General features: G+C 71.6%; 15 protein-coding genes. 8 read left to right on the plus strand and 7 right to left on the minus strand.

What is annotated here, in order from left to right:
• Positions 1–109: 109 nt before the first annotated feature.
• Positions 110–382, plus strand: a complete 273-nt coding sequence (locus tag MNY62_RS03500) for a hypothetical protein (RefSeq protein ID WP_242342709.1) — start codon at positions 110–112, stop codon at positions 380–382.
• Positions 383–726: 344 nt separating this feature from the next.
• The gene (locus MNY62_RS03505; RefSeq protein ID WP_242342710.1) at positions 727–1,389 is read left to right on the plus strand and encodes a hypothetical protein; all 663 of its coding nucleotides are present in this window, start codon (positions 727–729) and stop codon (positions 1,387–1,389) included.
• A gap of 479 nt (positions 1,390–1,868) precedes the next feature.
• Here MNY62_RS03505 and MNY62_RS03510 read toward each other — a convergent pair whose 3' ends face one another.
• Positions 1,869–2,462 carry a short chain dehydrogenase gene (locus MNY62_RS03510; protein WP_242342711.1) on the minus strand — a complete coding sequence of 198 codons (594 nt, stop codon included), beginning with the start codon at positions 2,460–2,462 and terminating at the stop codon, positions 1,869–1,871.
• A gap of 10 nt (positions 2,463–2,472) precedes the next feature.
• Between MNY62_RS03510 and MNY62_RS03515 the strand changes: the two genes are divergently transcribed.
• On the plus strand, positions 2,473–2,646 hold the full coding sequence (locus MNY62_RS03515) for a hypothetical protein (protein ID WP_242342712.1): 174 nt from the start codon (positions 2,473–2,475) through the stop codon (positions 2,644–2,646).
• 527 nt (positions 2,647–3,173) lie between these two features.
• On the opposite strand, the gene MNY62_RS03520 is transcribed toward MNY62_RS03515, so the two are convergent.
• Entirely contained in the window at positions 3,174–3,560 is a 387-nt protein-coding gene (locus MNY62_RS03520) for a PaaI family thioesterase (protein WP_242342713.1), read from the minus strand.
• A gap of 237 nt (positions 3,561–3,797) precedes the next feature.
• Between MNY62_RS03520 and MNY62_RS03525 the strand changes: the two genes are divergently transcribed.
• Positions 3,798–4,172, plus strand: a complete 375-nt coding sequence (locus tag MNY62_RS03525; protein ID WP_242342714.1) for a hypothetical protein — start codon at positions 3,798–3,800, stop codon at positions 4,170–4,172.
• Between the two features lie 80 nt (positions 4,173–4,252).
• Here MNY62_RS03525 and MNY62_RS03530 read toward each other — a convergent pair whose 3' ends face one another.
• From MNY62_RS03530 to MNY62_RS03540, 3 genes are all read right to left on the minus strand, one after another.
• Entirely contained in the window at positions 4,253–4,639 is a 387-nt protein-coding gene (locus MNY62_RS03530) for a pyridoxamine 5'-phosphate oxidase family protein (protein WP_242342715.1), read from the minus strand.
• A gap of 5 nt (positions 4,640–4,644) precedes the next feature.
• Positions 4,645–5,226: an RrF2 family transcriptional regulator gene (locus MNY62_RS03535; RefSeq protein WP_242342716.1), complete on the minus strand. Its 582-nt coding sequence runs from the start codon at positions 5,224–5,226 to the stop codon at positions 4,645–4,647.
• Positions 5,227–5,639: 413 nt separating this feature from the next.
• Positions 5,640–6,023, minus strand: coding sequence for a hypothetical protein (locus tag MNY62_RS03540; RefSeq protein WP_242342717.1), 384 nt, complete (start codon positions 6,021–6,023; stop codon positions 5,640–5,642).
• 393 nt (positions 6,024–6,416) lie between these two features.
• Here MNY62_RS03540 and MNY62_RS03545 point away from each other — a divergent pair, with 393 nt between their 5' ends.
• Positions 6,417–6,911 carry a hypothetical protein gene (locus MNY62_RS03545; RefSeq protein WP_242342718.1) on the plus strand — a complete coding sequence of 165 codons (495 nt, stop codon included), beginning with the start codon at positions 6,417–6,419 and terminating at the stop codon, positions 6,909–6,911.
• Positions 6,912–6,982: 71 nt separating this feature from the next.
• Here MNY62_RS03545 and MNY62_RS03550 read toward each other — a convergent pair whose 3' ends face one another.
• A complete protein-coding gene (locus MNY62_RS03550; RefSeq protein ID WP_242342719.1) occupies positions 6,983–7,222 on the minus strand; it encodes a hypothetical protein in 240 nt (79 codons plus the stop codon).
• A 172-nt stretch (positions 7,223–7,394) separates the two neighbouring features.
• On the opposite strand from MNY62_RS03550, the gene MNY62_RS03555 reads away from it, so the two are divergent.
• The 3 genes from MNY62_RS03555 (at position 7,395) to MNY62_RS03565 (ending at position 12,199) form a co-directional block, all read left to right on the plus strand.
• Positions 7,395–8,393, plus strand: coding sequence for an efflux RND transporter periplasmic adaptor subunit (locus MNY62_RS03555; protein ID WP_242342720.1), 999 nt, complete (start codon positions 7,395–7,397; stop codon positions 8,391–8,393).
• Positions 8,390–11,734, plus strand: a complete 3,345-nt coding sequence (locus MNY62_RS03560) for an efflux RND transporter permease subunit (RefSeq protein ID WP_242342721.1) — start codon at positions 8,390–8,392, stop codon at positions 11,732–11,734. Before MNY62_RS03555 ends, MNY62_RS03560 begins: the two co-directional genes overlap by 4 nt.
• A 195-nt stretch (positions 11,735–11,929) precedes the next feature.
• The gene (locus MNY62_RS03565) at positions 11,930–12,199 is read left to right on the plus strand and encodes a hypothetical protein (protein ID WP_242342722.1); all 270 of its coding nucleotides are present in this window, start codon (positions 11,930–11,932) and stop codon (positions 12,197–12,199) included.
• Positions 12,200–12,270: 71 nt separating this feature from the next.
• On the opposite strand, the gene MNY62_RS03570 is transcribed toward MNY62_RS03565, so the two are convergent.
• On the minus strand, positions 12,271–13,050 hold the full coding sequence (locus MNY62_RS03570) for an SDR family oxidoreductase (RefSeq protein WP_242342723.1): 780 nt from the start codon (positions 13,048–13,050) through the stop codon (positions 12,271–12,273).
• Positions 13,051–13,059: the final 9 nt, after the last annotated feature.

Here is a 13,059-nt window from a genome sequence, read left to right on the forward strand (position 1 = left end):
TGGCGCCGGGAATGGTTGGTCGCACTCGGCGTTCCCGGCTAGCAGCAGAAAGTCGCGACGAGCCAGAGAAGAGACGCGACGTCCAACCCACATCTCGAGGAGTAAGCGCGTGACCAAGCTCATGAGTGCGACGGCCCTTCTGACGATGTTCTCCCTCGGATCCCCGGCCCTTGCCCAGGACGCGGCCAAGACGGAGGCCCCGGCGGCCGCGCCCGCTCCTGCGACCCCGGAGCCCAGTGCCGACGCCGCAGCGGACGCCAAGCCTGCGGAGGCAGCCCCCGCGGCCTCGCCTGCGAAGGCGGCGAAGCCGGCGAAGGCGACGAAGCCGGCCGCGAAGAAGGCCGCGGCCAAGCCGGCCGAGGCGGCTCCGGGGGTGAAGTAGTCGCGAGCACACCTCGCGCCGCGCGCGTACGCGGTGCTGCCGCCTTCAGGACCGTCTCGGGGCCCCGGTGACGCAGGTCGCCGGGGCCCTTCTGATCCGTTTCCGGCGGACGACGACCAGTTACTCGAGGCGCGCGCTGCGGCAAGACGCGCCTCATCACGAGACGCCCGGCGCGCAGCGCGTTTCCGGGGGTGCGCCCGGCGGCGGTGGCGTATCCTCGCACGTAGTGTGAACGCGCGGGCCGCGCCCAAGGGCCGCGCCCGTTCACGGCGGGGGGACACGGCATGAACGGGATGAGGGTCGCTCGCGCTCTCCGCGCTCGCTTGCACCGGCCAGAATTCAGGATGAGCCGCGCCCGGTCACTGTCGATCCTGCTCGCGCTCGTGCTCGGCTGCGCGGAGCCCCCTCGCAGCGAGGCGACGGTCCCGGCCGTGTGCGCTCCGCAGGCGAGCCTGAGCTGCGTCGACCACCACCTCTACGACGTCGATTCCTGCGGGAACGTGGATGCCGCGCCGGCGTCGACGTGCATCTGCCCCTGCGCTCAAGGCGGGACCGGGTGCCCGCGATGGACCGAGCCGGCACTCCTCACGCCCTGGGCGTCGTGCAACGTCGCCACGTCGTGCCTGCACGTGGAGGACGTGCACTGCGGCGAGCTCTCCGGCGAGTGGGTGCACGGGTATCGTTTCGTGAACGTCTGCGACTTTCCGATCCGGTGTTACACGTACCAGCGGACCGACACGACGATGAGGATGCGCGACGGCGGGCTCCTGGAACAGGTCTGGAGGAACTACTCCGGTCCGCCGTGGGTGCCGGAGCTCGTTCCCGGGCAGCAGGAGTTCGGGCTGCGGTTCAGCTTCGCCACCGAGGAAGCGTGCCGAACGGTGTGGGACGCTCCGACGGTGACGGAGCTCAGCTACCACGCGTGCGTGCGGGCCGACGATCCGGTCGCGACGTGCCTGCCGGACCTCAGCGATCCCCTCGTCGACCTTTCGCCGGTCTGCCCGTAGGCCCAAACGCGAACGGCGCGGCGACGATGAAGCAGGACGGGAAGGTGACTCTCACGTACTTCGCCGAGGGCGCCGCGAAGCGGTGCGGGTCGGGGCCGGGGCTCTGAGAGCGTTTCGTCGAGGGAGGTATCAGACCCCCGCAACCACTCGAGGCCCCCGATCGCAGACCGCGATCGGGGGCTTCGTGTTTCGGGCAGCCTGCGGGAGGTCGAGGCCGCGTCAGGCCCTGCGCCGGGCCAGAGTTCGAAGGCGGCCGCCGAACATGGGCAGCAGGAAGCGCGGCGGCAGCCGCGCGAGGGGTGAGGGTCGAGCGCGAACAGCCGGCCGCCCTAAAGGGGGCCGGGTCGATGAATTTTGAGCCCCCAGCGACGTAGCGCCAGATTCCAGCTCGGTCACCGGCTTCAGGACGATGGGCGTGACCACCGCCGCCACTGCCCGTGACCGGCGCGCGACGTGATCTTCGACGCTATAGGCGCGCATCACGCGCCCGCGTGCTTCCGCGCGTCGATCGTCTGGCCCTGCTCCTTGCCCTCGACCGCGGCGACGTACGCCTTGGCGCACGCTGCCGCCGGTATGCCGCCCTTCGGATCCATCTTCAGGGCGACCAGCGTCTCCGTGATCCACGGCGGCGACACGACGTTCACTCGCAGGCCGCGGGGCAACTCGATGGCGGCTCCGGTCACGAACCCTTCGAGTGCTGCGTTCACCAGGGAGATGGCGGCGCCGCCCGGCATCGGCTCGTGGGCGAGGACGCCCGAGGTGAGCGTGATGGAGCCCCCATCGCGCAGGTGCTGCGCCGCGGCCCGGACCAGGTTCACCTGCCCCATGAGCTTGCTCCGCAGGCCGATCTGGAAGTCGCTGTCGGTGAGCTGCAGCAGTGGCTTGAAGGCGGCGCTGCCTGCGCAGCAGACCACGGCGTCCACGTCCTTCACCGTCTCGAAGAGTCGCGCGAGCGACCCGGCGTCCTCGAGGTCGACCTTCAGCGGCCCGCTCCGCGACACGCGAACGACCTCGTGTCTCGCGGTGAGCGCCTCCGCGACCGCCTTGCCGATGGTACCCGTGGCTCCAATCACGATGATCTTCATGTCGAATGACCCCCAGAAGGGCGCCGCGATCGTTCGCGGCTGCCATCTCATGTCCGGGAGCGCGGGTGCTCGCAACCGCCCGCGACGCGCCCGCGGTGCCTGGTTCTTCGGCACGCCTGTCGCGGACGCGCCCGCGCTGCGCGCGCCCGCGCTCCGGATCGGGCAGACGTGACGGGCCCTTGCACCTTTCGTGCGTGCGCATGAAGCGCGCCGTGCGATGCTCGCCGCATGGCTCGGTGTACCGTCGGCGCAGTTGCCGCGATCCTGTGCGCGTGCTCCGGGGCACGACTCGCGCGCCCGCTCGCACCCTGCTCTCCGGTGGTCCGAGGAGACGAAATCCTATGTGGCGGCGATCGCGTCGCAACAGTCACGTGCGAAGGGGGAACGGGCGGCAGGGCATGTCGCGCGCTGGCGGTCGTCTACGCGAGTGGCCAACGCGTTTACCTCCACAAGGCGCCAGAGTTCGAGGAGTGGCCAAGGCGGCCTCGGCCGGGCAGCAAGTCCGACCACGTCCTGGGAACCACCCGCTACGCAATCGCTCCAGATGGCCGCGCGATCCGGTTCCTGCACCGCGCGCTTCTGGGCTCGTCGTGGCGCGAATACGACGTGTTCACCGGAGAGACTCGGGATGCGGTTGCTCCAGACTGGATCCACGCGGACGCGCCTTCGTCGGATTCTCCGTGAGGCTGCGCCTCGACCCTAGTCCGCGAGTCCGGGCCGGCCCTGCACCGTCATCATCGTCGCGAGCATGGTGAGGACGTGCTTCTCCTCCCCGCCCGCGATGGCGAACACGTCGCCGGCGCAGGTGGTCAACGTTCGCCCGGCCTTGAGCACGCGCCCCCGCGCCACGATGCTCTCGCCGGCCCCGGGCGCCATCAGGTTCACCTTGAACTCGACCGTGAGCACCGCTGCTCCCGCCGGCATCAGCGTGAGCGCCGCGTACCCGCAGGCGCTGTCCACGACCGTCGTCATCGCGCCAGCGTGGAGGAACCCGTGCTGTTGCGTCAGGTCGGCGCGGAACGGCAGCCGGATGTCCACCTCGCCGGTCGCCACGCGCTCCAGGGTCGCCCCGAGCGTCGTCATCATCGCTTGGCGCGCGAAGCTGGCTCGGACGCGAGCTCCGAACTCCGGATCGGCAGGCTTGAAGGTACCCATGGGCTCACACTACCAGCGGCCAGGAGGAGGCGCTTCGGCACGACCGCTTCGCCGGCTCGGGCCCCGGGCGCGCCGAGGTGGCGGCCGAGGGCTGGCCGTCGAACCTCCGGCCTCGTCGAGTCTTGTCGCGGAGATCGTCCAGCCATACCTCGTGGACGGGGGTGGCCGATGAAACGCGTTCTGCTGGTCGGCTTCGATCCGGCCGCGGTGGACTTCTCGGATCCGGCGCTGCCGCCGGGCATGACCGCGGAGAAGATCCACGCTGGCATCGAGCTCGCGCTCGCCGATATGGCCGGGCGGGGGTGGCAGGCCGAGACCTGCCTCATCAACCCTGACGAGACCGCGGTCCCGACCGTCGAGCGCCGCCTGGCCGGTGGCCGCTACGACTGCGTCGTGGTCGGTGCGGGCGTCCGCCTGCCGCCGAGCCGGCTCGTGGTGTTCGAGGCGGTGGTCAACGCCATCCACCGCGCCGCTCCGCAGACGGTCATCGCCTTCAACACCCGCCCCGAGGACACCGGCGCAGCGGCCGCGCGCTGGCTCTGACGGCGCCGGCCGCTCGAGCAGGGCCACTCCTCCACCGTGAGAGGCGAGGTGGCGGCGCCACCCGGGTGCGCGCCGCCTGGCTAGATCGTCTGGGTGGCAGACTCGACCGTGACTGCCAGCGTCGCGCGCGCCCAGCGGAAGCGCGCCTTCATGACCTCGAAGTCCGGACCGGAGGTCACGAACGACGCCCTGCCCTTCAGGAGGAACCCCGTACCGGCACCCTGCAGGCCCCGGACCTTCACGCTGCCCGCCGTGACCAGGACGCGATCGTCGAAGGCGACGTTCGCCTCGGTCTTGTTCATGTAGCCGGCGGGGATGAGGAGCCGCTCGTCATCGGAGACGATGACGTAGGAGTTCCAGGTGTTCACCATGTGCGGTCCGTCCTTGCCGACCGTCGCGATCGCGACCACACCCTCGTGCTTCAGCACCTCTCGCAGCGTCTCGGGAATCATCTCTTCCTTTCTCACTTCTCTCACTTCTTCGAGTTGAGCTTCACGCCCGGCCCGCGCTTCGCGCTCCGCGCCCCTGCCGTCCTGCGCTTCCCCGCCGCTCGCTCGCTCCTGCGGAGCTGGAACCAGCTCTCGGCGTCCCGGAGGAACTGCTCCGGGGCCTTCCTCTCGAACTCGCGGCCCAGGTCGGCCAGGGTCTTCGACGCGAGGAACTGCTGCAGGGCGCGCTCCGCCTCCTGCATGAAGAGGTGGATCCGGCAAATGCCGGTGACGCTCCACCCCGGCGGCGCCGCGCCGAAGAGCGCGCAATGCCGCCGGATCTCGGCGCACTCGAACAGCGTGCGATCGGGATCGACGGCCGCGAGGACGTCGTGGACGGCGATCCGCTCCGGAGGCCGCGCCAGGACGAACCCGCCGCGGACGCCCTCGCTGGCCCGCACGAGGCCCGCCTTCTCGAGCCGCGTGAGGATCTTCGCGAGGAACCGCTCAGGCAGCGCCTGGAACGTCGCGAGATCCTTCACGCTGACCGGCTCCGCCCTCGCCGAGAGGACGAGGAGAGAGTGCAGCGCGTACTCGGCACCTGCTCCGTACAGGGATGACTTCAACTAGCACCTCACCGGTCGCAGATAACGCGAAGCCGAAGTCGCTGTCAATGGACCTGCGTTTCCGGAGCCGTGATGGCCTCGCCGCTCTGCTAGTACACGCAGCAGCGAGCAACGGGCGCCCCGCCGGGCTCGAGCGGCGGGTGGTAGCTCGGATACAACCATGGCCCGTGGCGGTGGACGGCAGCGGGGGCACTCCGTTGCACTCCCGCTTCTCGTGCTTATCCCGGGAAGGCCGCACCGTGCGTCAGGCTCCGATCGGTAGCTTCCGCTCCACACCGGGGCGCAGCGCGGCGCTCGCCAGGAACGTGCGCCACCTGAATCGCGTGAGGACGTAATTCCCACCTACCAGCCACGACCACGCGAAGAGCACTGGCGTCCACGGAGCGGCGCTCACTCCGGACGGGGCGACGCCGTCACCCCGGCAGCTGCCAGCTTGCTGCCCGCGGATCCCTTCGCAGCGCCGCGGCGGTCCAGAGCGCGCCGGCGAAGTCGATCGCGCCGACCAGGATCACGATCGGCTTCACGAGCCCGGCGAGCACGAACGCGACGAGGAAGACCAGGACCGACACACGCGCGTGAACGGTGAGCCGGGCGTATGGCAGGAAGTCCGCGCGCCCGAGCCGGACGTTGTAGTACCCGATGATCGACACGAGCACGCCGACGACGCGGATCCAGACCTCGTCGGTCGGCGGCAGGCCGAAGACCGCGAGCACGGGGTTGGGCACCAGGGCGAGAAGGACCCCGAAGACCACGAGGTACCAGCCGAAGACCACGAGGGAACGCGCGACGGCGGACATGATCCTCCCTTGGACGGACAGTTCACGCGTGGGAGCGCGAGTGAGGGAGAGCGGTTCGGCGTCTGACCGAGATCAGTCGTCCAAAAGAAGGAGAAGCGTGAAGCGCAGCACCTGCGGGCCCGCCGGTGAATGGTGACGGAAGGCGCACTCACGGAGAGGGGCTGAGGCGCGGCGTCACGCGCTTCGGCGTGAGGGTGGGCGTCTGCGCGAGCGAGTACACCCCGTTGCCGAGCCTCGCAGTCGTGAGACGCAGAGCCGCATTCGCACGGGTCGGCCCAGAACACCTATCGCCTTCGCACGGACCGTGAGCCGAAATGGACGCGCAGCATCGTCTCGGCGCATCGGATCGTCGTTCGCCGAGGCCCACCAGCTCGCCACAGAGGGAGGGCGCGAATGAAGAAGCTGATCGTTGCCGCGGTTCTTGCGTTGACTTGGCTTGCACCTGCGGTCGCACAGGCGCGCGAGGGGGGTTGCAGCCCGCTCGGGAGTTGGTCGACGCAGAAGCCGGGCGAAAAGATCGCCGACTTGCCGTGGATTGGCACTACGACCGGCCAGTCCAACTCGTCCGGAACGGTCGTCACCGACATCCCGATGTGGCCCAAGGACGAGGTCATCACCTGGGTCGCGAAAGTGACGATGAGGGGCGCCTGGAAACGGACCGGGGGCAACACGTTCACGTTCGTCCAGGAGGGCTGGGTCCCGGGCCCGGATGGAACGCCAATTCTGTTCGCCAGGAATGTCGGCAGCGAGACGCTCTCGGAAGACTGCAACACGGTTACGGTCGTGAGCACGATGCAGATATTCGACGCGGTGACGGGGGCATTCATCGCTGAGGCTCCCATCGAGCCTCCGATGGTCGGGTACAGGATCGTGGTGGAGGGCCAGTAGAAGCCCGCAACTCCCCACGGAGTCACCAGCCCCGCTGCCCTCGACGGCAGCGGGGCTGATGCTTTTCAGGGTCACGCGCACAGCGCCCCTCCCCTGACGGCCGGCTGCATCAGGATGCTCTCCACGGTCCCCAGGAGGAGCGCCTTCGCGTTCAGCGGCATCTTCATCGCCGCCGCGTCGAGGTTCTCGATGACCACCAGGACGGCTTCGCGGCGGTAGGCCCGGCGGGTCGCAGGATCCAGCCGCCCGAGCGCTCGTGCGCTGCTCGCGCGCGTCAATGCTGCGAGCCCTCTAACCGCGTCCCGGTTCACGCAGGCGACGGGATCTCGTCGCGGCGAGCGACGAACGCCGAGATCTCGCGAGCTCGCTCCGGGAGCGCCACCGCACGGAAGTCGCTGCAGGACACGTGGATCGTCGCCGCGACCGGACTGGTACGCGCCGTGCGAAGGAGCTCGCCGTCGGCCTTCTCGAAGGAGTGAAGCCATGACGCGCAACCTGGCAGTGGTCCTGACGCTGGCGGTGCCCGCGGCGCTCGCCGAACGCGCTCCCGCCGCGGCATCGCCGCCCGCGCGCGTGCGCGTCGTGACGACCGCGCCCGCCCAGGGCGCGCGGTGGGTGGCGGGGAGCCTGGCGGCAGTGCGCCGCGCCGTCGTCTCGACGCGGACGGCGGCCTCGGTCCGTTCCGTGGAGGTGGAGGAGGGCTCCCGCGTCCGCCAGGGCGCGCTGCTCGTGCGGCTGTCGGACGACGAGGTGCGGGCGCAGCTCGCCGCGGCAGAGACCGCGCGAGTGACCGCCGCCGCGCAAGCGCGCCGCATGGAGACGCTCGCGGCGCAGGGGGCCGCCACTCAGGTCGAGCGGGATCAGGCGCGGGCGCAGCGGGCCCAGGCCGAGGCTGCCGTGTCGGCCGCGCGGGCGGCCCTCGCCTACACCGAGATCCGCGCCCCGTTCGACGGCACGGTGCAGGCTCGCCGCGCCAGCGCCGGGGATCTGGTCGGCCCGGGCCAGCCCCTGCTCGAGCTGGAAGGGAGCGAGCTCGAGGTGGTGGCGAGCCTCTCCGACGAGGAGGCGCGCGGGATCGCGATCGGCCAGACCATCCGGTTCGAGGCCGGCACCGAGGCCGGGGCGTCGGAGGTCTCGGCCCTGGCCGTCGGCGGCGATCCGCTGTCCCACCGCCGGACGCTGCGGGCCAGGGTGCACGAGGGCGGCGCAGCGCTGCGCAGCGGAACCTTCGCCCGCCTCGTGCTCCCGGCCGCCGAGGCGCCGGCTGGGGCCGTGTGGGTCCCGCGCAGCGCGCTCGTCGAGCGGGGCGATCTCACGGGCGTCTTCGTCGCGGCCGGAGGGCAGGCGCAGCTCCGCTGGCTCGCGCTCGGCGAGGGCGTTGGCGACCGCGTCCCGGTGCGCGCCGGTCTGGCTGCCGGTGAGGCGGTGATCGACTCTCCGGGCGCGCTGCGGGACGGCCAGCAGATCGAGGTGGAGCGATGACCCCCTCCGGACAGAAGGTCGGCCTGGCCGGCCGGCTCGCGCGCGGCTTCCTTCGCAGCAAGCTGACGCCGCTCATCGTCGTCGCCTCGCTCGCCCTCGGCGTCGCCGCCGTCCTCCTCACGCCGCGCGAGGAGGAGCCGCAGATCATCGTCCCGGTGGTCGACGTGCTGGTCCCGTTCCCGGGCGCGACCGCCCGGGAGGTGGAGAGCCAGCTCACCACCCCGCTCGAGCGGCTGCTGTGGGGCCTCCCGGGCGTCGAGTATCTCTACTCGACGTCCACGCCGTCGGCGGCCTTCCTCACCGTGCGGTTCAAGGTGAACGAGCCGCTCGAGCCGAGCCTGGTGAAGATCCACCAGGAGCTGCGCGCGCACCCCGAGGTCCTGCCCTCCGGGGCGCTCCAGCCGGTGGTGCGGCTCCTCAGCATCGACGACGTCCCCTTCCTGACGCTCACCCTGCACGGCGATCCGCTGCCCGCCGGCCAGCTGCGCGCCCTCGGGGAGGAGGTCGCGCGCGAGCTCGCGGCGGTCCCGCAGACGGCGCAGGTGCGGGTGCTGGGCGGCGCGCGCCGGGTGGTCCGGGTCGAGCCCGAGCCGGAGCGGATGCGGACGCTGGGCGTCGCGATCGCGGAGCTGCAGCCGGCCATCGCCGCCGGGCAGGGACAGCTCCCCGCCGGCGCGCTCGTCGACGCGCGCAGGCGCATCGAGCTGGAGGCGAGCGGGTTCGTGCGCTCCGTGGCCGACCTGCGGCGCGTGGTGGTCGCCGTCCGCGGCGACCGGCCCATTTACCTCGAGGACGTGGCGCGGGTCACCGACGGCCCCGAGCCCGAGCCGGCCGTCGTCCTGATGGCCGAGCGGGGGAAGCCCGGGTTCGAGCAGGCCGTCTCCATCGCGCTGGCGAAGCGCGCCGGCGCGAACGCCCCGGAGGTGGCGAAGTCGGTCGAGCGCAAGGTGGAGGCGCTGCGCGGCCGGCTCATCCCCTCCTCGGTGAAGGTGAGCGTCACCCGCAACTACGGCGAGACCGCGGAGGAGAAGTCGAACGAGCTCATCGAGCACCTCGTCCTCGCCACGCTGTCCGTCGTCGCCCTCATCGCGCTCGCCATGGGCTGGCGCTCGGCGGTGGTGGTTGGGGTGGCGGTGCCGGTGACGCTGGCCCTGACGCTGCTCCCCACCTACCTCCTCGGCTACACGCTCAACCGCGTCACGCTCTTCGCGCTCATCTTCTCGATCGGCATCCTCGTCGACGACGCCATCGTGGTGGTCGAGAACATCCACCGGCACCTTCACCTGCCCGGGCGGAGGCGGAGCTTCGTCCGGACCGTCGTCGAGGCGGTCGACGAGGTCGGGAACGCCACCATCCTCGCCACCTTCGCCGTCATCGCCGCCATCATGCCGATGGCGTTCGTGCGCGGACCTTCGGGCCCGTACATGCGCCCGATCCCGGTGGGCGCCAGCGCGGCGATGCTCTTCTCGCTCGCGATCGCCTTCGTCATCAGCCCCTGGGCCGCGATGAAGGTCTTCCGCAAGGAGGCCCACCTGCCGGAGGTCGAGGCGGCGGGGACACACGCCGACGACGGCCGCGACGCCGAGGGGCTCCGCGCGGCCGAGCCCGCGGCGACCCCGGAGACGCACCTCACGCGGCTCTATCGCCGCGTCATGGGCACGCTCCTCACCCGGGCCTGGGCTCGCTGGGCCTTCCTGGCGCTGGTGCTCGTGCTCTTCGCCGGGGCGGCCTCGCTGGTCGCCTTCGGCGCCATCCAGGTGAAGATGCTGCCCTTCGACAACAAGCGCGAGCTCCAGGTTCAGCTCGACCTGCCGGCCGGAACGGCGCGCGAGGAGGCGCTCGCCGTCGGGCAGGAGCTGGCGCGGAGGCTCCTCCAGGAACCCGAGGTGAAGGACGTCGAGGTCCACTCGGGCGTCGCCGCGCCGTTCACCTTCGTCGGCATGGTCCGGCACAGCTTCCTGCGCGAAGGCGCCGAGCAGGTGGACCTCCAGGTGAACCTCGTCCCCAAGGGCGATCGCAAGGCGCAGAGCCACGCCATCGCGACGCGTGTCCGTCCTGCGCTGGAGGCCATCGCCTGGCCGCGCGGCGGCCGGCTCAAGCTGGTCGAGATCCCGCCCGGCCCGCCCGTGCTCGACACGCTCGTGGCCGAGGTGTACGGCCCCTCCGTCGCGGAGCGCGACCGGCTCGCCGGCGAGGTCCTGGCGGCCTTCCGCTCGACGAAGGGCGTGGTGGACGTGGACTCGTCGCTCACGGCGACCTCGCCGAAGCTGGCGCTCCGCCTCGACGCGGAGAAGGCCGCGCTGCACGGGGTCGCGCCAGCCGCGGTGATCCAGACGCTCGCCGCGGGGGGCGCAGGTGCGCCGCTCGGCAGCTTCCACGTCGAGCGGGGCGCGGCGCAGGTCCCGGTGGTGCTGCAGCTCGCCCCGGCGTGGCGGGCGCGCCTCGAGGATGTCCTGCAGCTCACCGTCCCGGGACGGCGCGGCGCGGTGCCGCTCTCCGAGCTCGTCAGCGCGGAGGAGGGCCGGATCGACCCGCCCGTCTTCCACAAGAACCTCCTGCCGATCGCCTACGTCTTCGGCGACCTGGCCGGCGAGATCGAGAGCCCGGTCTACGCGCTCTCGGCGCTGAACGGGAAGCTCGACGCGCTCCGCGGCGCGGGCGGCGAAGTCGTGCCGCGCTTCGGCCTCGCCCACCCCGCCTCCACCGAGCAGCCGGCGCTCAAGTGGGACGGCGAGTGGCACATCACGCTGGAGGTCTTCCGCGACCTCGGCATCGCCTTCGCCGTCGTGCTCGTCCTCATCTACATCCTGGTGGTCGGCTGGTTCCAGAGCTTCGCGGTGCCGTGGGTCGTCCTCGTCCCCATCCCGCTTTCCCTCATCGGCATCCTGCCCGCCCACTTCGGGCTCGGCGCCTTCTTCACCGCGACCAGCATGATCGGCTTCATCGCCGGCGCCGGCATCATCGTGCGCAACAGCATCATCCTCGTGGACTTCATCGAGCTGAAGCTGCGGGAGGGGATGCCGCTCGCGGCCGCGGTCGAGGAGGCCGGCGTGGTCCGGTTCCGCCCCATGCTGCTCACCGCCTCGGCCGTGCTCGTCGGCAGCGCCGTGATGCTGGCCGACCCCATCTTCCAGGGCCTGGCGGTGAGCCTCATGGCCGGAGAGGTGGCAGCGACGCTGCTCTCGCGGCTCGCCGTGCCGGTCCTCTACTTCCTCGTCGCGCGCCGCGGCCGCGCCGGCGAGCTGCAGCGCGAGGGCGCGCTCACCCGAGGTCGGCTCCTCTCCGCGGCGGCAGACCCCGCGCTCGTGTCCCCCATGCCGCAGCAGAGGAGCGTGCCATGAACCTCGCGCGCGGCGGCGTGGGCCCGGGGGCGCGACGGAGCGCGACGGACTAGCTTTGACACGGAGTCGCGCGGTCCTGCGGCGAGGCGAGCAACGGCTCGGCGTGCCAGCGCAGCTCGATGCGCCCGCATACCTGCGAGGCTGTCCACGCGCGCAGGCGAGCGCTGGAAGAATGACGGGCACAGGGAGGATGCCATGATGCGGAGGGTCGTCACGGTGCCAGACATGATCCTGATCGCCGGAACGCGCGTCGCGCTGGGCGCCGGGATCGGGTTGCTCCTTTCCAGGAGGCTCGGCGAAGGCGTGCGCGAGGGCGCGGGCTGGGCGCTCCTCGCGGTGGGAGCCCTGACGACCATACCGCTGGTGATGAAGCTCCGGACCGCGACCCTCGACGAGGAGCGGGGGCGAATCGGCCCGGCGCCGGGCGAGCCGTCCGCCGCGACCGCTGTACACTCACCGTCTTAGGGAGCTTCGCAACCTCGACCTGCTCGCGGATGTACGCGCAGACGCTGCGCTATCACTGCGCGGGAGGACCTCTAGAACGTCCCCGGATACGCGCCGCCGTCGATGAGCAGGTTCTGGCCGGTGATGTAGCCCGCCTGCACGCTGCAGAGATAGGCGCAGGCGTCGCCGAACTCGGCGATCGTGCCGAACCGCCCGGCGGGGTTCGTCGCGGCGCGCGCGGCGCGCACCTCCTCGATCGGCTTCCCGGTCGTCCGGGCGCCGTGCTCGACGATCGAGCGGAGCCGGTCGGTGTCGAACGGGCCGGGGAGCAGGTTGTTGACCGTGACGCCGTGCCGGACGGTCTTGCGCGCGAGGCCTGCGACGAAGCCGGTGAGGCCCGTCCGCGCGCCGTTGGAGAGCCCGAGCTCGGGGATGGGCGCCTTCACCGCGCTCGAGGTCACGTTGACGATGCGGCCGAACCCCCGCGCGATCATCCCGTCGACGACGGCCCGGATCATGAGGATCGGCGCGATCATGTTGGCGTCGAGCGCTCGCATCCAGGCGTCGCGATCCCATTCCCGGAAGTCGCCCGGCGGGGGCCCCGCGGCGTTGTTGACCAGGATGTCCGGCGAGGGGCAGGCGGCGAGGGCGGCGCGCCGGCCCTCCTCGGTGGTGATGTCGCCGGCCACGGCCACGACCGTGACGCCGTACGCGCCGCGGAGCTCCTGCGCCGTCGCCTCGAGCGCCTCCCTTCCCCGCGCGGTGAGGACGACGTTCACGCCCTCGCGCGCGAGCGAGGTCGCGCAGCCCTTGCCGAGCCCCTTCGACGCGGCGCACACGAGCGCCGTCCTGCCGCGGATGCCGAGGTCCATGCCGCATAT

Origin of the sequence: Anaeromyxobacter terrae (assembly GCF_022690685.1) — a bacterium.
Classification (GTDB): domain Bacteria; phylum Myxococcota; class Myxococcia; order Myxococcales; family Anaeromyxobacteraceae; genus Anaeromyxobacter; species Anaeromyxobacter terrae.

What these genes read in the sequence shown, in the direction of transcription:
- MNY62_RS03560 (WP_242342721.1), top strand. Translation starts at nt 8,390, where the DNA reads ATGACCCCCTCCGGACAGAAGGTCGGCCTGGCCGGCCGGCTCGCGCGC.
- MNY62_RS03570 (WP_242342723.1), bottom strand. Translation starts at nt 13,050, where the DNA reads ATGGACCTCGGCATCCGCGGCAGGACGGCGCTCGTGTGCGCCGCGTCG.
- MNY62_RS03545 (WP_242342718.1), top strand. Translation starts at nt 6,417, where the DNA reads ATGAAGAAGCTGATCGTTGCCGCGGTTCTTGCGTTGACTTGGCTTGCA.
- MNY62_RS03520 (WP_242342713.1), bottom strand. Translation starts at nt 3,560, where the DNA reads ATGATGACGACGCTCGGGGCGACCCTGGAGCGCGTGGCGACCGGCGAG.
- MNY62_RS03515 (WP_242342712.1), top strand. Translation starts at nt 2,473, where the DNA reads ATGTCGAATGACCCCCAGAAGGGCGCCGCGATCGTTCGCGGCTGCCAT.
- MNY62_RS03555 (WP_242342720.1), top strand. Translation starts at nt 7,395, where the DNA reads ATGACGCGCAACCTGGCAGTGGTCCTGACGCTGGCGGTGCCCGCGGCG.
- MNY62_RS03505 (WP_242342710.1), top strand. Translation starts at nt 727, where the DNA reads ATGAGCCGCGCCCGGTCACTGTCGATCCTGCTCGCGCTCGTGCTCGGC.
- MNY62_RS03525 (WP_242342714.1), top strand. Translation starts at nt 3,798, where the DNA reads ATGAAACGCGTTCTGCTGGTCGGCTTCGATCCGGCCGCGGTGGACTTC.
- MNY62_RS03565 (WP_242342722.1), top strand. Translation starts at nt 11,930, where the DNA reads ATGATGCGGAGGGTCGTCACGGTGCCAGACATGATCCTGATCGCCGGA.
- MNY62_RS03540 (WP_242342717.1), bottom strand. Translation starts at nt 6,023, where the DNA reads ATGTCCGCCGTCGCGCGTTCCCTCGTGGTCTTCGGCTGGTACCTCGTG.